This is a genomic window from Mycoplasma sp. 394 (genome assembly GCF_054353895.1).
Genome location: NZ_JBTHHL010000006.1, coordinates 1 through 21,085, shown reverse-complemented (window position 1 = coordinate 21,085; position 21,085 = coordinate 1). Strand labels below are relative to the sequence as shown.

The 21,085-nt window shown below is 27.8% G+C and carries 16 protein-coding genes and 1 rRNA gene; 10 read left to right on the top strand and 7 right to left on the bottom strand.

What is annotated here, in order from left to right; genetic code table 4:
• Window positions 1–77 precede the first annotated feature (77 nt).
• Entirely contained in the window at window positions 78–1,430 is a 1,353-nt protein-coding gene (gene ffh / locus ACXYRQ_RS02830) for a signal recognition particle protein (protein WP_458597719.1), read from the bottom strand.
• Window positions 1,431–1,493: 63 nt separating this feature from the next.
• Here ffh and ACXYRQ_RS02825 point away from each other — a divergent pair, with 63 nt between their 5' ends.
• From ACXYRQ_RS02825 to ACXYRQ_RS02785, 9 genes are all read left to right on the top strand, one after another.
• A complete protein-coding gene (locus ACXYRQ_RS02825) occupies window positions 1,494–2,444 on the top strand; it encodes an RluA family pseudouridine synthase (RefSeq protein ID WP_458614011.1) in 951 nt (316 codons plus the stop codon).
• A complete protein-coding gene (locus ACXYRQ_RS02820; protein WP_458614749.1) occupies window positions 2,428–3,294 on the top strand; it encodes a hypothetical protein in 867 nt (288 codons plus the stop codon). The genes ACXYRQ_RS02825 and ACXYRQ_RS02820 overlap by 17 nt, the downstream gene beginning before the upstream one ends.
• A 290-nt stretch (window positions 3,295–3,584) precedes the next feature.
• A complete protein-coding gene (locus ACXYRQ_RS02815; RefSeq protein WP_458614747.1) occupies window positions 3,585–5,300 on the top strand; it encodes an ABC-2 transporter permease in 1,716 nt (571 codons plus the stop codon).
• Entirely contained in the window at window positions 5,300–6,010 is a 711-nt protein-coding gene (locus tag ACXYRQ_RS02810; RefSeq protein ID WP_458597711.1) for an ABC transporter ATP-binding protein, read from the top strand. Before ACXYRQ_RS02815 ends, ACXYRQ_RS02810 begins: the two co-directional genes overlap by 1 nt.
• Window positions 5,988–7,121: an aromatic motif membrane protein gene (locus tag ACXYRQ_RS02805; protein ID WP_458607518.1), complete on the top strand. Its 1,134-nt coding sequence runs from the start codon at window positions 5,988–5,990 to the stop codon at window positions 7,119–7,121. The genes ACXYRQ_RS02810 and ACXYRQ_RS02805 overlap by 23 nt, the downstream gene beginning before the upstream one ends.
• Window positions 7,111–8,106, top strand: coding sequence for an aromatic motif membrane protein (locus ACXYRQ_RS02800; RefSeq protein WP_458597707.1), 996 nt, complete (start codon window positions 7,111–7,113; stop codon window positions 8,104–8,106). The genes ACXYRQ_RS02805 and ACXYRQ_RS02800 overlap by 11 nt, the downstream gene beginning before the upstream one ends.
• Window positions 8,090–9,508 carry an aromatic motif membrane protein gene (locus tag ACXYRQ_RS02795; RefSeq protein WP_458614745.1) on the top strand — a complete coding sequence of 473 codons (1,419 nt, stop codon included), beginning with the start codon at window positions 8,090–8,092 and terminating at the stop codon, window positions 9,506–9,508. Before ACXYRQ_RS02800 ends, ACXYRQ_RS02795 begins: the two co-directional genes overlap by 17 nt.
• Before the next feature lie 62 nt (window positions 9,509–9,570).
• Complete coding sequence (recA, locus tag ACXYRQ_RS02790; protein WP_435129746.1) at window positions 9,571–10,551, top strand: recombinase RecA; 981 nt, start codon at window positions 9,571–9,573, stop codon at window positions 10,549–10,551.
• A 38-nt stretch (window positions 10,552–10,589) separates the two neighbouring features.
• Entirely contained in the window at window positions 10,590–11,417 is an 828-nt protein-coding gene (locus ACXYRQ_RS02785; RefSeq protein WP_458597701.1) for a TIGR00282 family metallophosphoesterase, read from the top strand.
• 36 nt (window positions 11,418–11,453) lie between these two features.
• On the opposite strand, the gene ACXYRQ_RS02780 is transcribed toward ACXYRQ_RS02785, so the two are convergent.
• The 6 genes from ACXYRQ_RS02780 to ACXYRQ_RS02755 all read right to left on the bottom strand — a co-directional run bounded on the left by ACXYRQ_RS02780 (window position 11,454) and on the right by ACXYRQ_RS02755 (window position 20,113).
• Window positions 11,454–12,266: an ABC transporter permease subunit gene (locus ACXYRQ_RS02780; protein WP_458597699.1), complete on the bottom strand. Its 813-nt coding sequence runs from the start codon at window positions 12,264–12,266 to the stop codon at window positions 11,454–11,456.
• Window positions 12,259–13,206 (bottom strand): hypothetical protein, encoded by a 948-nt coding sequence (locus ACXYRQ_RS02775; protein WP_458607521.1) that lies wholly within the window; start codon window positions 13,204–13,206, stop codon window positions 12,259–12,261. The genes ACXYRQ_RS02780 and ACXYRQ_RS02775 overlap by 8 nt, the downstream gene beginning before the upstream one ends.
• Window positions 13,178–14,356 (bottom strand): ATP-binding cassette domain-containing protein, encoded by a 1,179-nt coding sequence (locus tag ACXYRQ_RS02770; RefSeq protein WP_458597695.1) that lies wholly within the window; start codon window positions 14,354–14,356, stop codon window positions 13,178–13,180. The genes ACXYRQ_RS02775 and ACXYRQ_RS02770 overlap by 29 nt, the downstream gene beginning before the upstream one ends.
• 48 nt (window positions 14,357–14,404) lie before the next feature.
• On the bottom strand, window positions 14,405–16,210 hold the full coding sequence (locus ACXYRQ_RS02765; protein WP_458614743.1) for a P68 family surface lipoprotein: 1,806 nt from the start codon (window positions 16,208–16,210) through the stop codon (window positions 14,405–14,407).
• Window positions 16,211–16,428: 218 nt separating this feature from the next.
• Window positions 16,429–18,144, bottom strand: a complete 1,716-nt coding sequence (locus ACXYRQ_RS02760) for a P68 family surface lipoprotein (RefSeq protein ID WP_458614740.1) — start codon at window positions 18,142–18,144, stop codon at window positions 16,429–16,431.
• A gap of 70 nt (window positions 18,145–18,214) precedes the next feature.
• Entirely contained in the window at window positions 18,215–20,113 is a 1,899-nt protein-coding gene (locus tag ACXYRQ_RS02755) for a P68 family surface lipoprotein (RefSeq protein WP_458614017.1), read from the bottom strand.
• A gap of 267 nt (window positions 20,114–20,380) precedes the next feature.
• Between ACXYRQ_RS02755 and ACXYRQ_RS02750 the strand changes: the two genes are divergently transcribed.
• Window positions 20,381–21,085 (top strand): 16S ribosomal RNA (locus ACXYRQ_RS02750); the annotation flags it as partial.

Here is a 21,085-nt window from a genome sequence, read left to right as displayed (position 1 = left end):
TTGCTTCATAACTACTTATTTGAAAAATTATATGCTTTTTGCAAAAAAACAAAAAGCAAGTTCATTGAACTTACTTTTTAGAAACCAAAACCTCCACCTAATCCTCCCAATCCTCCTCCGTTTTTAAGTGATTTTGCCATTTCTGTCATACGTTTTACCATTGCTTCGTAGTCAGAAATAAGTTTGTTAAATTCTTGAGGAGAGCGACCGCTACCTTTTAATACACGTTCTTTCCGTGAAACTTGTTTTAAAAGTTTTGGATTTTGACGCTCTCTTTTTGTCATAGAAGATATCAAAATTTGGTAAACATACATCTTTTCTTCTGCTTTTTCTATTTGACTTTCATCTACTTTGGATGCAAGGTTTCCAGGGAGCATTTTTAATATTTTAGAAAACTTTCCAAGGTTTTTTACCTGGTTAATTTGCTCAAGAAGATCATCTAAACCAAAATCACCTGTAATCATTTTATGAAACATTTTAGTTGCTTTATCTTCATCAATTACATCTTGGGCTTTTTCGATTAAAGACATAACATCACCCATACCTAAAATTCTATCAGCCATACGTTCAGGATAGAACAAGTCTAAATTAGATGTTTTTTCACCAGTTCCGATAAAACGAATCGGTAGGTTTAAGATATATCTTAAACTTAATGCTGCACCACCACGAGCATCAGAATCAAGTTTAGTAATTATAGTCCCAGTAAGTTTTAATGCCTCATTAAAGGTTTTTGCAACATTAATAACATCTTGTCCACTTAAAGCATCTGTTACAAAGAATATTTCATCTGGATTTGCAATCTTTTTTAATCTTTTTAATTCATCCATTAATTTTTCATCAATTGATAAACGACCTGCGGTATCGATGATGATTAAATCATTTTGATTTTCTTTTGCTACTGCCATTGCTGTGGAAACAATATTATCTACACTGTTATTTATACCTTCTTCATAAAAATCTACTTGAATACCTTTTGCTAATGTCACAAGTTGTTCAACAGCAGCAGGACGATAAATATCGGCAGCTATAACTAATGGTTTAGTCACCATTTTCTTCTTACGGAATCAGTAAGCGAGTTTTGCTGTTGCAGTTGTTTTACCAGATCCTTGCAAACCACACATCATTATTATATAAGGTCGCTTGCTAATTTGAATTTCTTTTACTTTTGAACCAAGTATTTCAACAAGTTCATTATGCAATATTTTGATGAAGTGTTGCGATGGGTTAAGTTTACCGACAATTTTTTCTTCTAAAGCTTTTTCTTTAACCTTAGAAATAAATTCTTTGACTACTTGCAAGTTAACATCAGCTTCTAAAAGTGCCATTTTGATGTCGCGCATGATTACCAAAATATCTTCTTCGTTTAAGGTAACTTTTTTTTGCACTTTTTCAAGTGCCTTTTGCATTCTTTTTTCTAAAAATCCTAACATAATTCAATTATACATTAAGACAATATTTTCGTGTGACTTTTTTAAATTTGGTATAATTTGAAAATGTTACATTTAACAGTCAAATATACAGAGAGGATTGATAAATATATAGCAAATAATTCTAATATTTCTCGAAATGATATAAAAGAATTGATTGCACAAAAAGTAGTTTGAGTAGATGGAATTTTAGTAAATAAACCTAAATTTGTTGTTTCAGTTGGGCAAAACATAGAAATACAGAAAGTTTTAGATAAAGAAATTCATGTTCAACCTGAAAAAATGGATTTAAATATAATATATGATGATGAATATATATCAGTAATTAATAAACCTAGTGGACTTGTGGTGCATCCATCACCTGGACATACTAGTGGAACACTGGTAAACGGACTTTTGTATCATTTTAAAAACAATTTATCTAATGAAAATGGATTATTGCGTCCAGGGATAGTGCATCGAATTGATAAGGATACTAGTGGTTTATTAATAATTGCTAAAAATAATTTAGTACACCAGTTATTATCCGAGAAGTTTGCAAAACATCAAATAAATCGTAAATATTTAGCAATATGCGATGGGATAATAGAAGATAAAAAGTTACTTTTAAACCTACCAATAGGTCGTTCGAACATCGATAGACAAAGGATGACTATTACAAATATAAATTCCAAACCTGCTATAACTCATATTACAATGATTAAGAGTTTTTATATTGATTATTTACCTAAAACATTAGTTAAATGCGAATTAGAAACAGGCAGAACTCACCAAATCAGGGTTCATTTAAAACATATAGGAAATCCTGTTTATGGGGATCCTTTGTATGGTAAATCAGTTGATGATAAGGGTCAAAGACTGCATGCATATAAATTAGAATTTGAGCATCCGATAACCAAAAAATATCTAGAATTTTATAGCAAACCAGACTCAAAATTTGATGTAGCTAATTTAGATTTTGATGAATTTATTAAAATATATGAAGCAAAGAAAGGACAAAATGAAGAAGTATTATAACGAACAATTTGCTGATACACAGAGTCTTTGAGATAAATACAAAAACTATTTTAATATTTGAGTTTTTAGTTTTATCGGACTTTTATCTGTATTAACTGCTTTATATTTAGCACAAATTATATTTGTAGGTCTTAATTATAATTCTTATGTAGATTTATATCAAACAATCAATAAAACTGTTGAACCAAATGAACAAATAAAAGATATTCAAGGTGCTGCTACTTCTATATATAAACAAGATATTACAACTACATTTTTTTCATTAGTGTTTTATGCTTCAACTATTATCTTTTTTGTAATGTCAGTTCAAAGGTCAACGAAAGAAAAAAATTATGGTTATTTATCTAATGGAGCATTGTTATTTAATTGATTAATTAGTTTATACAACATAATAACATTAGCTATTTTCTTATTTACTCCAAATAATTACAAGGGTTTGCAAGGAAATCCTATTATATTATTTAAATTTATTGTATCGATAATTATTTTATTTATTTATTTGTTATTGTTTGTTTTGGTTCAAAGAGAAGTAAGTCGAATAAGAAAAACATTTATTATTATCTTACAAACTAAGGCATTAAAAGAATTTATGCAAAATGCAAGTCAAAACCAAAGTAATAATCCTTTTGTTTCGCCTTTTGGATTTACTAATCAAAATCCACAGCAAACACAGCAACCACAAGAACCGAAACCACAAGAAAGCGAAGAATATAAAAAACTTATTAGATTGCCACTTAGCCAGCTTCATAAAATAGGAGAAAAATTAAATATTTTTGGTTATGCTGATATGGAAAAAGAAGAATTAATTCAAAAAATTATTGCTTATACAAAGAAAAATAAGACTACATAAATTTATATGTAGTTTTTTTCTTGTTTTTTATGCTTGTGTGAAAGTAAAAAAGCAAGAAAAACATAAAATTAAAAATAATTTGCTTTTTTATATTACTATACTATAATATTAATATATTACTATTAAGTAATATAAGGAGACAAATGAAAAAGTTTTTCTATTATGTATTTTTTATACATAAATTAATTTTGAAGAAAAAGAACACAATTATAGTACCCATTATATGGATTATAATTTCAATAATAAGTTCAATAGTATTTAGTCAACTAAATATAAATACAAAACAAAAAATGTTATCCTTTTATATAGTAATCTTTGTTGAATTATTAATTACAGTTTTCTTTTCAGCAATAAAAACTATTAATATATATAAAGATTTAGAAGAAGAAGGGATAGAATTACTTACTTTATCAAAATCTATTTCGAGAAAAAGCATTATATGAGCAAAAACATTTTCTAATATAGTTTTTGGACTATATTGAGCTGTTATAATTATGTTCTCTAATATATTTATTCTGGCAAGTTTAAAACTATTAGTAATTATGTGATATTTAATCTTTATAAGTCTTGCTACATTCTTTCTAGCATACATTTTATTTGGAACATTCACATCTTTGATTGCTTACAAAATCAACACAAAAGTCGCTATAACACTACCTATTTTGCTTTTTAGTCCGCTAGCAATAGGTGGAAGCATAATTGCTGCCAAAAGCACTTCAACAGCAAATAATTATGCATATTATTTAAATTTACCATATCAGAATCATTTATCAGGAAATAGAGTAAATGCAGAAAAATTCTATTTAAACAATGGATATGATAAATATTACATAGTTCCTAATGGATATGAGAGTTCAGAATTCAATAAAAATCAAAAAGAATTTCTTGATAAAGCTTTTGCTACTTCAAAAGCATCTGCTAGAGATTGACAAATATATTCATATTTAATTACACCTTATCAAATGCTGGATATATTTAATATTAATAATGCTAATATTTTTAATGCATTTTCAGATGAACAAGACAGCAATTTATCCAAATACTTGTTTTATAAAAACAAGGATTCTTATATCTATAATTATATTCTTTTACCTAAATCTAATCTAAAACAATATAGTGTAACTGATAAGTTAAAAAGCACATCTGAAGTTAAAAATCCTGATTCTCAAATTATTCAACCTGCTGTTATAGTAAATAAAAATGCATTTTTGGTGCCTACAGCACTTAAAAATCAAGCTATATTCAATAATTTAATTAATACCAATATTATTTATGCAAGAGATGGTGCTGATACTTTTAAGACTGAATTTCCGGAAGATAAATTTGTTTATAACTCTTCGCAAAATATTGTAGGTGAACTAAAGTGAAAATATATTAAGGAACTTTTATCAGATTTGGCATTTGATGATTATGCACAGAAATTTTATCAACAAGTGCTTAATAAAACACAAAATACACAGCAACTTGAAAGCAAGGATATCTATTTTAAATATCTTTCAGATGCATTAAATAGTGAAAATAGTCATTTATTAAGATTACAAACTCAGAGTGTTGTATTGGATCCAAGTTCTTTAAAAAACAAGTTAATAAAGAGTTTGACAGAAAAGAAAATTTATTTAGCAGTTGCATTGATTTATTATGGATATTTTTCTTATTTAGACACAAAACTTTTTGATGCAATTTTACATAATGATATTAATAATAATTATGATCCTGATACATATACAATTAATATAGAAGGTTTTGACTACAATATAGGTGGATATTCTTATTATGTAGCAAAACAAGAAGTATCAGGTGATAAAAACAATTCAAAAATAATTATTCGCTATGATTTAAACAAATCTAACAATTATTTATTTACACCAGTTGAAGATGTTTATGAGCTAAGTCGAACAAATATAAAGGTAGTTGAAAAAAATATTTACTTTTTGATTTGAATTATTTTATCAGCAGCATTGGTATTAGTAAATAACAAATTATATTATCGTAAGGATTATAAATAATGAATATTCTAGAAGTTAGAAATTTAAGTAAATTTTATTCAAAAAAGAAGAATACTGGTATTTTTGATTTAAATTTTGATGTAAAAACCGGAAGTTTTCATGCTTTTATAGGAGAAAACGGAGCAGGGAAAACAACAACAATAAAGACTATTATTGGATCATATATAAATTATCAAGGAGATGTTTTAATAAATGGAATAAGCATTAAAAAACCAGATAGTAGACAAAGATTAGGATATGTTCCTGAAAACACTATATTCCCTAAAGAAATTACTACATTTGAATATTTAAAGTATTTAGGGATGTTAAATTTAAAACAAGCAACTGAAAAAGAAAAATTGTTACAAAAAATCGATCAGATGCTAGAAAACTTCGGTATTTTAGATCTAAAAAACAAAAAACCTTTTTATTTTTCATCAGGTCAAAAGAAAAAAGTTCTATTAATTCAAGCATTACTGAATGATCCAGAATTATTAATTTTAGATGAACCTGCTGCTAATTTAGACCCAACAGCACGATATCAATTATTCAAAATACTAAAAGAATTGCACCAAAACGGAACAACTATTTTTATAAGTTCGCATATATTGAGTGAAATTAAAAAATATGTAGATTCATTTACACTGATTCATCAAGGCAAAATTTTGTATTCTGGATCAAATGAAAATAATTTAGAAGAGGTTTTTTATGAAAAAGTGATTAAAAATTAGTCTAATAACATCAGCAAGTGTTTTGGGTGTAGCAGCGATATCACTTGTATCTGCTTTTGTTAGTATAAACTCTAACAAAAGCGAATTTATAAACTCGTATACAAATAAACAAGAAAGTAAAGTGGATTACAGAAATTATTTAGTAAAGCAAGTTCATCAAAATGATGATTTATTAACAATTGCTAATAGTTACTATTTTGATGAAAGCACAAGCGAGCAAGTTAAAAACGAATTTTATAATGAACAAAATTCAATAAACAATGGTTATTTATCAGATATATCATCTGCTTTAACATATGCACCTTTATTTATTTATGTAAATTCGAAAGATCGAAGTGAATTGACTGGTAAATATGCTAAAAAAGGTATAAATGTTTTAACAAAATTGTTAAATGAAAATTGGTTTTGGTATTTAAATAATATTAATAAATTCACTTTTATTTATAACCCATATGGTGAAAATTTCAAAGATGATCGTGATTATTTAAATAATCAAACAACAAATATAAAGGATTTGTTGTTTGAAAAGTTAATGATTAAAAACAAAGATGATGAAGTAAAAAATACTGATTCGCTTTTGTATAAAATAAATAAATTCAAAATTAAGAAAATTTATGAACAAAGATTCATTAATTTGATACCAGATGAATACAAAGAAGCAGCATCTGAGTTAAATAAATATATAGATACAAAAATATTATTTATAGAACTTACCGATGGCTCAATTATGACTGTTTTTGTATATAAAAAACAAGTCAATAACCAACCTCAAAAGCATATTTTTATATTACCTGAAATATTAACCACAAGAGTTTTAGGGACATTCAATGAAGTTTATGATGTATTTATCCAAAGTTGAAAAGATGCATATAAAAAATCACTTGATAGTTTATTTAATTACCAAAAAAAGATAATAGATGAAGATGAAAATAAAACAGATGCACAAATAAAAAAAGAAGTTTTTGCAAAATTTACAGACCAAAATTTTGCAAAATTATTCGAAAGAGAAAATTATTCAGAAATGCTACATCGAAGCATTTATGAATACAATCTAAACCACAAATATAATTATATTTCTCGTTTTAGTCTGGGAGACAGTGATGAAAGTTAAAAAAATATTTTTAAATTCATTATTTTTAGTTCCTTTGATATCTGTTTCTTGCACCAATTATTCACAAGGCGAAAAACTAAGTGCTTTGATATCAAACGAAGAAGATATAAGTTCAAATCCTTATGACATTAAACAAAAGAAAACAGATGCTATTATTAATGATATTTTAAATGATCTGTTTAAAGGTTCAGAGGTTAAAAAACTTGAATTTATAAATAACCAAAAGCAAAGTAAAGATGAAATTGAAAAGACTTTTTTGACTATGTCACAGGAATATAATAAATTATTACAAAAATATAAAGAACAGTTAAGTAATATAGAAGATGAAATAGATGATATCGAAACAGATTTAAAGGAACTAAAATTCACACCTAAAATAAACAGTAAACAAATAATTGAAAAAGAATCACAACTCGTAAATAAAATAAAACAATTATCTGATATAAGAGTTCATTTTAGAGATTTTGCGATAAAACAAAATGAAATATTCTCCCAAAATTGATATTATTTTTTCACAAATATAAACAAATTCGATTTTGAATTTATCGAATATGTCTATGATGGACTGCAAAATGGGAAAACAGCAAGTTCAGAATACAAAAAATCAATTGATTCAAAAATTTCATATCCACCATTTAGATTTTATGACAATTATTTAGATAATAAGATTCAAGGAATTGAAAGCGTAGAATTTCGAAATAGTGTTATCTATTATATTAGTAAAGGAAAGATGGTTTTCAGAATTTTAATAGAAAATCTAGATACTGAAAATCCTAAATTATCTATGAAAGCAATGAATTGATATTTTGGTAGTTCAAAAGCAAATACCATTTCACTTCCGCTAGTTTCATCAGTTGTTCACACATTATTTATACATCAATATCCTAATGCATATCCAGAATTTGAAGATGTAATGGTGAAAAAACAAAAATATGGTGAACCTGCATTTATGTTTGGAGTTTGAAAGAATGAAAAAATGAGTTAGAAAAACTATAAGTTTAGGATTATTTATTATGCCAGTGCTTGCTGCTATTTCTTGTTCTAAGCCACAGCAAAATGAAGTTAGTTTCTTAGTAAATAATTCTGTAAATGCAGAAAATGATAAATGAGATAACTTTATAAAAAACGGCTATATCCAAGAAATTTTACACAAATTGTATGATAATAATGAAGATATTCAAAAGTATATTAAAAAGCAAAAGAGTATTAATGCACAAGAGTATTTAACTTCTTTAAAAACTTGATTAAGATACTCAAATAATTTCATTTCTTCCTATGACAAAGGTTCTTTTGACTATAAAACATTTAAGACTAAAAGAAATTTTACAACAGAAAAAGCAGAAGATGAAAAAAGGGTGTTGTTCGAAGAGAATTGATTGTTTTTGTTATTTAATTTAGATAAATTTAAATTTATGCAGTCACCAAATATCGCAACAGATGAATTTGTTAAAGCAGATGTTGTTGATGATGCAGAGACTAAACAAAAGATTTATAAAGATTATTTTATAGCAGATAATAATGAGATAATTGATTTTGTTGTGCAAAGATATAATTTTTATGAAATTGAAGAACCATTAGAACGAGAAATACCTAAAGAAAAGAAAGAAATAGTAGATGATAAGCAAGAAAATAAAGAGATTGTAGAAAAACCAAAAGAAGAAAATTATATTGAACCTAAAAAAGATGAAAAAACACAAAATCAAAGTTTGTTAGAGAAACTAAAGAACTCATTCAATGAACCAAAAACCCAAAAAACAGATGATGATGATAAAGAGAAAGATGAACAAAATGAAAATCAAAAAGATAATAATCAACTAGAGGAAGAAGAAAAAAAACAAAAAGAAGAAGAACTGAAAAAACCAGAAGACTCTAAAAAAATACAAGAATCCGATGAAAAAGATGAGGATATAGAGGGAGAAAATAGCAAAGCTTCTGATGTTGATGAAGATGACGATGAATGTGAGGATGAGGGTGAACTTAAATGCAATGATTTATCAAAAATCCCACCATCATTTTTCCCTAAGAAAAAATTATTTAGTATTGCAAATGATGTAAAAGTTTCTATAAAAAAACCAACATATCATTATGAAGAAAGAATATTTATGTTAACAAAACAAGGATATATCCTTTCTTTTGAAATAGAAACTACCGAAAAAGGCGGTAAAAAGACAATAACAAGAAAAAAATTAAGTGAATATATTTATACATATCCAAAATTGCTATTAAGTAAACAAAAATTAGAAGATTTTGATTTAAAAAAATATGTAAATAGCACAAGAATATGAGCTGATCCAAATGTTTCGCCATCACCTGCTACAAAAGTTATCTTTGAAGAAGAATATGGTGGTAGAGAAATGCGATATACATTAATTAACACAGTTAAATAGTTTATATTTTGTTCTTTATTAGTCCATATTATTGAATATTTTATTATAATATTGGAGGTAAAATGGAAAACAATAAAGACATTATAGCTACAACGATAAATCAAATCGAGAAGAAGTTTGGTAAAGAATCTATTATGCTTTTAGGAGATGTTCCTGAATTAGCAGTAGAAACATTCAGTAGTGGTAGTATAACACTAGATAATTTACTTGGTGGTGGTTATCCAAAAGGACGTATCATAGAGATTTATGGACCTGAAAGTTGTGGTAAAACAACTTTATCATTACATGCAGTAGCAGAGATTCAAAGACAAGGTGGAGTTGCGGCATTTATCGATGCAGAACATTCAATAGATCCATTATTTGCTCAAAAAATAGGTGTAGATGTTAATAATTTAATACTATCGCAACCTGATAGTGGTGAGCAAGCACTAGAAATAGTCGATATTTTAGCAAAAACAGGTAATATTGATTTAATAATAGTCGATTCAGTAGCAGCATTAGTTCCAGAAGCAGAATTGAACGGAGAAATGACAGATCAACAAATTGGTGCTCAAGCCCGCTTAATGTCAAAGGCATTAAGAAAAATAACAGGAAATCTTAATAAAAATAAAACTACTATTATTTTTATTAATCAAATCCGCGAAAAAGTTGGGGTAATTTTTGGTAATCCAGAAACAACACCAGGTGGTCGTGCGTTGAAATTCTATTCAAGCATTCGTGTAGAAGTTCGTAAGGGACAACAAATTATTGAAGATAAAGAAGTTATAGGTGCTGAAATTAAATTTAAAGTTGTTAAAAACAAAATTGCACCACCATATCGTAGTGGACAAAGTGAATTTTACTTCGATAAAGGAATTGATAAAATTGGTGAAGTAATTGATATGGCGACTGAAAAAGATATACTTGATAAAAAGGGTGCTTGATATGGATATCAAGGACAAAATGTTGCTCAGGGTAAGAAAAACCTACGTGATTATTTATTAACACATTCTGATATATATGATGAAATCCTAAGTCAAGTTCAAGAATATAGTAAGCATTAGCCTTACTTATTTTTATAAACATTTATAATATATGTATTATGAGTATCAGAATCTTGTTTTTAGGTGATGTTTTTGGATTACCAGGTATTATAACTGTTGAAAAATATTTATATAAGATAAAAAAAGAACACAATATTGATTTTGTCATTGCACAAGGAGAAAATGTAACAGGACGTAAAGGTTTGTCGGTGGAAGATTATTATCGCTTAAAAAAAGCAGGAATTGATTGTTTTACAATGGGAAATCATGTTTGAGCTGATGAAAGTATATTGCAAATTATTAATAAAGCAGATATAGTGAGACCTTTTAATGTTAATTATGAATATGAGGGATTTGGATCAAAGGTTTTTAGTATAAATGGTTCAACATTAAGAGTTTCTTCTTTTATGGGAGTAAGTTTTAACGAACTGTTTAAGCCTTGACAGGAACAATATGCTAATTCATTTTTATTATCCTTTGATGAATTAACAAATAATTTCCAAAAAGCAGATTTTCATTTTATAGATTTTCATGCAGAAACAACAAGCGAAAAATATGTTTTTGGTTTGTATGTAGACGGAAAAGTTGATGCTATATGTGGGACACATACACATGTCCAAACAAACGATGCACATATTTTACCAAACGGAACAGTCTATATAACTGATGCCGGAATGGTAGGTCCTATTAATTCTGCTATTGGTGTAAATCCTGCTGAAATAATGGCTAAAATAAATGATGATGGAAGTAAAAAAGAAAAATTTGTTGTAAGTTCGAACAACACCCAAATAAATGGGGTTATTATTACATTATATAAAAATGGTATGAAAGAAAAGAAAAATAAAATAGAAACATTAAACATTCAAAATATTGATATTTATAAATAAAATACTTTTAAGTTATAATAAAGACTTAAAAGTATTTTAAACAGAACGAACAATTTTCTTAGAAAAAATAAAGTAAACTGTTAATGGTATAGCAATAACAACTAATGCCCCAGCAGATTGAATGTTTAGCAAACTTCCTCCAGCAGGGACTTGTCCAATTTGTCTAAATCAGATACCGACAGTTGCATCATTTGTTCCGCTAAGTATATAATTTGGTCATAAATAATCATTTCATACAGAAACAAAACTAAAAATAATCAAGAGAATATAGGTTTCTTTCATTTCTTTTCAATAAATTAAATATATTTTCTGTCATAATGTGAGATTATCAATTTTCATTGCTTTATAATATTTTTGTTTACTCTTTTCAAAATGGATAAGTAGATTATACATAAAAAAGTAAGAGAAAAATCCATTTGTAACAAGTGATAAAGGTGTTAAACTGTTTGTGATGTTCAGTTCATTAAGCACCTTATTTAATGATAAGTATATAGCAAATTCAGGGATGAAAGATAAAATAAGTATTATAAGTAAGATAACCTTCTTAGATCTTTTTCCGAGTTTTGAAATACCTATGACAAATAGTGTGTATGTTATCAAACGAATAGATAAAAGCATCAAGGAACTACTTAGAGAAAGTCCAACTGCTTTTCAAAAACGAATATCACTAAAGAAATTGAAATTAGAAAAATCAAACTTTCTCAATCTTATAGTAAATCTTTTATTAACCACATCATCGGTAGGCATTAAGGCAGAGACGATTAAAATATAAATCGGAAATAAGATGATAATGATTAAAATGACTATTAAAATAATAATTAATGCTTCCTTAAATGCTTTTTTATACATCTTTTGCTCCTTTATACTTTATAATAAGTTGAAAAGTCTTTTTGAATACAAATAAACCTAATCAGCTTATTATAAACAGAAACAGTAAGTATAAAATTACTAGTAAACTTGCTGCATATGCTTTGTTTGTATCTACTGATAATGTTCCTGCAAAAGGTTTAATTAATGAAAAAATATAACTTGTAAGTGTATGGGCCCCAGTTGGTACGATGCGTTCTTCAGGTATGATAGCACCAGGATACATTAAAAAAGAGAAAATTAAGTTTGTATATGTAACTAAAATAAAGTATTTTCGGAATTCAACATAATATAAATATTTAAGTCGATCTCAGAATCTAAGATTATCTATTTTAATTAATTTAGCATATTTAACATTAATGCGACTAAAAATAAAACCAAAAATAACGATATTAAAGGGCATTGATCGTCAAAGTTGAAACAGCGTCATATAAAATTTAATACTTAATAAGTTATTTCCGTAAAGAAAACTCCGTTTCGAGTTAAATATACCAAAAAACAAGTTCTCTTCACCAAACAGTAAGATAAAGGCTAATCCAACTGTATAACCAGAAATAAAAAATTGTGAATAAATTAACTTTAAAAAAAAGTTTCTAGTTCTTTTTAAAGTTAAAGAACTGATTAAATAAGAAACAATTATAGATAAAAATAAAGAGATAAATGTAGGTACAAAAAACAAAAAGGTGGAATTTTTCAATCCTGTCTGAAAGTCGTTATCTTCTATAACACGACGATAATTATCTCAACCATAAGAATAATAAATTTTCTTAGTTTTTGATGGAAAATTTATAAATGATTCATGAAATAAATTCACTACGGGGTAGATATAAAAGATGATTACAAGGATTAACAAAGGTAGAATATATAATAAAGCAAGTGAAACATTAGATAATTTAGTTTTGTTGATCGATAACTTCTTCATGTTTAAAACTCATTATTTTGTTTTCTGGTATATTTACATCTACTTTATCTAAAATATTCAATGTTGAATTTGTGTTTGAAACTACATATTCTTTGTCTTGATTTTGTATTGTATATATTGTTAGATCAGCAATATTTTCCTTTTGTCTAACAATTCATTCTGAATCAGTCGATAAGGAAATTTGAATATCTTTAGGTTTTACAAAATATTTATATATATCATCCTCTTTGATTAGATTTAATCTTGGTGAGCAAAAGAAGTGCGCTACAAAGTATGATGCAGGTTCTTCTAACACTTTATCTTTTGTATCGAATTGTTCTATTCTGCCATTATTCATTACCATTATATAATCACTAAGTTTTAAAGCATCATTTTGATCGTGAGTAACTAAAATAATTGATAAATTAAATTCTTTCTTGATTTTTAAAATTCATTCAATAGTTTTTTCTTTAATCTTAACATCGAGAGCTGAAAAGGGTTCATCCATAAGCATCAAAGTAGACTTTTTAATTATCGCTTTAGCAATTAATACACGCTGCTTTTGACCACCTGAGATATTTTGTGCTTTTTGCTTTAAAATTTGCTTTATTTCTACTTTATCAGCAATAAAATCTAGGTCTTTTTTGAAAAACTGCTTAAGTTTTGATTCTTTTTGTAAAACTTTAAATGCATTTTGGTTTTTAAACATATATTTAAAAAACAAAAAATGTCATATTGTATAGAATAATCATCTTTCTTTCTTTTCGTTTTTTGTTTCTTTATACTTATTAATAAGTTTTTGTAAAAAAGGTGATAAATAATATTTAGCATCAAAATTTTGTAAGAATTCTAACCTTTTTTCATGTCTTCAAACAAATGAGTTTTTTGCGCTTAGATAAATATTATGAAAAACACTTATTTCCTCATAAAGAAAGTTTTCTTGCAAAATATAACCTATTTGAGCAGTCTGCATATTGTTAAAAAGAGTGATTTCAGCACTTTTTGGTGTTTCAATTTTAGATAACAAATTTAATAAGGTAGTTTTGCCTGCTCCTGATGGCCCAACTATCGATATTATTTTATTTTCAGGAATATATAATTCTGGGATATTTAAAATTTCTTTTTTTTGTTTTACAAAAACAAGATTTTTTACACTTGCTATACCATTCATAAATAAATTTTACCAAATATACAAAAACAAAAATAAATATGACAATAACTATGAGTTTTTTATCATATTTAAAATGATTTGATATGCTTGTTCTCCTGTTATTATTTTTGGATTCTTTTTCAATGTAGAATCAAGAAGTAAAGAGCGAATTTTTTCGACAATAGCAGATGTTGTTTGGTCGATAGGAACTCAAAAAATATCTTCGCTTTTACTGTTTTCAAAGTTTTTTAATCCTTTGAAAGTTGTATCAGCTGCATATAAATAATTGCTTTCTGTGCTTAATTTATCAATTTGTTTTTGGATTTCATCGGAATTATTTGAATTAGTTTTAAGTTGATTTTTAAGTAACTTTAATTTATTAGTTAAAATAGTTTGTCTTTGAACATATCAATCTGATGCAGATTCAATTTGACTTTTTTGTGGGATTATATAACCAGTTTTTTGTGCTAATAAATCAGTAACCTTAATGTATTCACCATTATAATTTACATTTCCTTGATAAAGTCATTTTAAAAATAATAAAGTTGCATTATCTTGTTTTCCTCCATTATCAATTGAAATTGGGATTAAATTTGATCCACCTTCGATGTATGTGGAAAAAGCATCATTTGCTCTGTTTTTGGTAAGTTGTTCCTGTAAATAAATATCATCTCTTTGAGCTCATTTTTTATATTTTTCTTTATCATCTTTGCTTAAATAAAAAAATCTGGAAATTGGACTATCCATAGATTGCTCATAACCTACATTAGCTACAAAAGAAAAAATCGCTTTATAATCACGCAATGCTCATGAACCTCATTCATCCATTTGGTTTTCAAATTTTATATCTTGAAAAACTGCATTATTTAAATACTCATTAAGATTTAGAGCGACAAATTCATTAAATGTATCTATAAATGCCTTTTTTATGTTAGCATCTTCAAGATTGTATTTCACCTTTGAAAAGTCATATTTATCATTAGTTTTTTGAAGTTGCCAAATTCGCTTGCCCTGTAGTTTATTATTTAAAACTTTTAAAAATGCATCATCTCTTTCATCGATTGTGAAAATCGCTAAATCATCAATTTGATCGCTTGTTTCAACCTTTGATTTATCAAATTCTAATATACTTTTAAGCTTACGAGCAAGATCAAAAAGTGATTCTATCCCGTTAAATGTAGCATCATTAATTATATAACCTTTTAAATTGGTATCGTCTTTGATTTTTAAGTAGTTGATTAATGAATTACTTGGTATTTGGTTACCTAAATCCTTGTGCTGCAAAGCATATTGATATATTTTTGAATTTTCATCAATAGTTGCTCCAGCTTGTTTTAAAAATTCAAATGCTTTATTTAACAAATCGATATTTATAGAAAAACCATCTATATCAGTAACATCAAAAGGAAGATTATAAATACGAGTATTATTAATTTTTTCGCCAGCTAAATTAGTGTGAGTTGTAACAAGTTTGCTTGGAAAATAACTAACCGGTAACACACTTGAAACATCCAAAAGTTTATTATATGAATTAATTAAAAATGCACCTGCTTGGTTACCTAAAAAAATGTTTGCGAGTTTGCTATCATCGTTTTTGATATATTCTGCATTTTGAGCTGCTAATTTTAATTCTGAATTAGTTTTGGTGTCATTGCTAGTTAGTAGTTGCACAGGAAGAAAATTAGGTTGGTCTTTCATTTGTTGATTATACAAAGGGATAATTTCCTTTAGTCCCATAATCAAAGGAAAATAATCACCTTGTGATGTAGCAAAAAGAATTTTACTTTCTCTTTGTTTTTGTGCATTTGAACAACTAATAGCAACTGCTGATGTTGCTAATGATGCGATTGATAAAAATCTCAGTAACTTTTTCATTATAACTCCTTATGGATTATTGCTATATTATAATGCAAAATCATAAATAAAAGAATTAGCAAAATAAAATTGCACATAGTGCAATCTTATTACTGATTTTTTGAAATAATTTGTAGAACTTCATCTAAAACTTGCTGTCCTGTTTTAAAAGATGGATTTTTGTTTAATGTTGAATTTATTAATGATTCCTTAATTACAGCATCGATTTTTGAGGTAGTTTAATTACCTGGTAAATCAAATAATTTTGCTACATCTGTATCGACAAATTCTTTTAAAGATGTGAACGACAATGCTCCTGAATGAAGGTGATGTGTCTCTGTTTTTAGTTCTTCAGTTTGATCATCTAAGGTTTTATTAGGTTGATTTTTGAGTTTTGCTTCATTAGCATCAATTTCATCCTTTAAGGTTTTTTCAGCATTTTCATAAAAACTGATTCCACGTTCTAAATCCTTATTTAAAGGTATAACATAAGCAGCTAATTGTGTCATTAAGTCACGGACATTAATTTCCTTATTATTTCAAGTAGTTTTTCCATTGTAAAGTCAATTAATAAACATAGTAGTTGCTTTATCTTCATCACCACCATTATCAATTGAAATAGGGACTAATGATGATCCACCCTCGATATAGGTTGCAAAATCATCGTCTGCCTTATTTTTTAAAACTTGTTGTTGTAAATAAACATCATCGCTTGTGGTTCACTTTGCTAACACATCAGCAGTTGGTTTATTAAAATATCTAATAGTCTTTGAATTAAATGTGTATTCATATGAAACAGAAGCAAAGATGCTGAAAATTACCTGATATTGACGCATATGTGAAGAACTTGATTCGCTTTTTCCTTCAAATTTAACATCTCTAAATAAAACATCATTAACATTTTTGTCATTTGATGCTTGTACAATAGTTAATTTGTTTTTAACAAATTCGTTAAAAACATCGATAAAATCAGCTTGCATCTTCTTATTTGTTGCTAAATTAAAAGTAATTTTACTTTGATCATATTGACCATTTGTGGAGTTTAGTTGTCAAAGTTTTTTACCTTTAAGTCTATTATTTAGCACTTTATAAAATTCATCTAATGTGTAATCGATTGAAAAGACTTGTAAAGGGATAATAGGTTTGTTGAATTTAGCAACCTTATCATTATCTATTTCAACTGAATCATAAAACTTGTGTGCTAGTTCAAAAAGCGATTCAACCCCTTGGAAAGTTTTAGAATTTATAGCGTAACCTTTTAATGAATCTGGTTTTATTTTTAAGAAATTTATTACTGATTCATCAGGGATGTGATTTCCTTTATCTTTATATTCATTTAAGGTATCAAAAAGTTTTCCATTTCGGTCGATATTTGCTCCTGCTTGTCGCATTAAGTCTAACATCTTATTCATTAAGTCAATGTTTAATATAAATCCGTTGGTATCTGAGACATCAAAAGGTAAGTTAAATAATTTGCTACCTAGTTTTTCTCCAACAACACTAGTATGATTTTCAAGTATTTTCTTAGGAAATAAAGAAATTGGAAGTTCTTTTGATGTATCAAGAAGTTTTTGATATTTATTGATAATATATGCAGTGGTTTTGCTACCTAAAAGCAAGTTAGCAAGTCTGGAATCGTTACTTTTAATATAATTTTCAGTTTGTGTAGCTAAACCAAATTCGCCATCTGCTTTTGTTATTTCCTTTGTTTGTAACTCTATTGGTAAAAATCCAGGTTGATCTTTCATTTCTTTGTTATACAGAGGAATCATCTTTTCTAATGCATACATTAAAGGTCAAGAATTAGGTTGTGCAGTGGCAAAAACAATTTTCTTATCTTTTGCAGCATTGTTTGTTAGATATTCAGTTTGTTGTGTTTTACTTTGTGAGCAACTTGCTGCAAGAGCTACTGAAGCAAGGGAAATAATAGAAAAGAGTTTAGTATATTTTTTCATTTGTGTCCTTTTTATTAATACTAGTTAAAAGTTAAAATTTAAAATCATGTATACACATGATTTCGTTTTATTAGTTTTCTTTACTGATTAAATCTAAAACATGGTTTAACACATCTGTTCCGTTTGCTTTAGTTGCATTTTTATCAAGGGTTGAATTAAGCAATTGTGTAGCGATGTATGCATTAATCTTTGTTGTTTTAGGATTACTTGGTAAGCTAAATAAATCTTCATTACCATCGTTAAATTCTTTTAATGAAGTGAATGATAATGCAGCTGAGTGTGTATAGTTAGCTTGTGATTTTAATGCTTCAGTTGCTTTTTGTAGGTTGGTTTTTTCTTCACCATCTGATAAAGTTTTTAGTTTTGTTTCATTTGCAGCAATTTGTGTATCTAAATCTGATTCCACATTGTTGTAAAAACTTACTCCACGAGTTAAATCTGTGTTTAATGGAATGATGTATGCAGAAAGTTCAGACATTAAATCACGAACATTAACCTCTTTATTATTTCATGTGGTTTTACCGTTATACAATCAGTTTAAAAACATCTTTGTAGCAGCATCTTCTTTACTACCAACAGCAACAGGGATTAAACTAGAACCACCTTCAAAATAGGTAGCATTAGTATCATCTGCTTTGTTTTTAGTAATTTGTTGTTGTAAGAAAACATCATCACGAGTTGTTCATTTCTTTGGAGCATCAGGGTTTTTAGCAGCAAAGAAATTGCGAGATGTTTGCGAATTAACTGATTGCTCAAGACCGACAGAAGCAACTATAGCAAAAATGGTTTGATATTGTCTCATATGTCATGATGCTCATTCATTTGAGTTATTTTCGAATTTTACATCTCTAAATAAGATAGGTTTAGACACATCTTTATCACCTACCTTGGTTTGAACTTGTATTGAATGGTTATCTACAAATTTGTTAAATACTTCAACAAATTTGTCTTTCATTGCTTGATCACTTGGTAAGTTGTATTTGATCTTAGACAAGTCAAATTGGTTATTTGTTGTAGGTTCAAGTTCTCAAAGTTTTTTATAATTTAAATCATTATTGATAAGTTTGTAAAACTCATCTTGTTGGTAGTCAATTGAAAAAGCTTGTAATGGAATAAGTTCTGTTGTTGCTGTAGCAACTTTAGCAGTATCAACTTCGACTGCTGAATAGAATTTTCTTGCAAATTCAAATAAACTTTCAACACCTTCAAAAGTTTTTTGATTAACTATATATCCTGTTAGTGATCCAGGTTTTGCTTTTAAGTAGTTAATTACTGATTCAGCAGGGATGTTATTTCCTTTGTCTTTGTTTGCAGCAAGTTTTTCAAAAACTTTACCTTCATTTACAACTGTAGCACCAGCTGCTTTCATTAGTTCTAATGCTTTGTTTAATAAGTCGATGTTAATACTAAATCCATTAGTATCAGAAACATCAAAAGGAAGGTTATAAATTTTTCCACCTGATGTATCTTCACCAACTAAGTTGTTGTGATTCTTTAAGATTTTAGTTGGAAACAAATTGTTAGGTAAAGTATCAGAAACATCTAAAATCTTACCATATGAATTAATTTGATATGCAGTGGTTTTGTTACCTAAGAGTAAGTTAGCAAGTTTTGCATCATTAGTTCTGATATAATTTTCAGCTTGTGTTCCAAGTTCATATTCACTTTTTGCTTTAGTTTCATCAGCTGTCTCTAAAACAACAGGTAAATATCCTGCTTGATCTTTCATTGTTTGATTATATAAAGGCACAAGTTGCTTAAGAGCAATCATTAAAGGGTATACCTTTCCTTGTGCAGTTGCTAGACGAACAGTATTATCAGAAGCAGCTTTGTCGGTTGGATATTGAGCTGTTTCTGCGCCTGTTCCTGGTGTTTTCTTTTGCTGCGAAGTTCCACAACTAGCAGCAATTAGTGTAGTTAAGCTTGAAGTACCAAAAAGTACTGAAAGAAGCTTATACTTTCTTGTCATTGAATCTCCTTTTATATTATTTTTAATGTTTGCTAATATTTTACTACTTTTTCACACAAATTCATTTATATAATATAAAATAAATATAAAATATGTAAGAGAAGAATAATTATTCTTTCGATAAATTGCAAATTAAAAATCAAAAAAAAAAAAAAAAAATAAAAAAATAATTTTGCTTTTTTATTTTACTGCTATAATATCTAAGCGACTTTTAAAAAAAGTTCAAAAAAGTTCTTTGAAAACTAGATATAAAACATGACAGTCAATTTTTTCGAGAGTTTGATCCTGGCTCAGGATGAACGCTGGCTGTGTGCCTAATACATGCATGTCGTGCGAAGTTATTTATAACTTAGCGGCGAATGGGTGAGTAACACGTACTTAACGTACCTTTTAGATTAGGATAACGATGAGAAATTATCGCTAATACTTGATACCTTTAGCTTTTGCATAAAAGTTAAATTAAAGGAGCATTTGCTTCACTAAAAGATCGGGGTGCGGAGCATTAGTTAGTTGGTAGGGTAAAGGCCTACCAAGACGATGATGTTTAGCGGGGTTGAGAGACTGATCCGCCACACTGGGACTGAGATACGGCCCAGACTCCTACGGGAGGCAGCAGTAGGGAATTTTCCACAATGGACGAAAGTCTGATGGAGCGACACAGCGTGCAGGATGACAGCCTTCGGGTTGTAAACTGCTGTTATAAGGGAAGAAAAAGTATTAAAGGAAATGTTAATACCTTGACGGTACCTTGTCAGAAAGCAACGGCTAACTATGTGCCAGCAGCCGCGGTAATACATAGGTTGCAAGCGTTATCCGAAATTATTGGGCGTAAAGCGTCTGTAGGTTGTATGTTAAGTCTGGCGTCAAAATTTGGGGCTCAACCCCAAATCGCGTTGGATACTGGCATGCTAGAATTGTATAGAGGTTAGCGGAATTCCTAGTGAAGCGGTGAAATGCGTAGATATTAGGAAG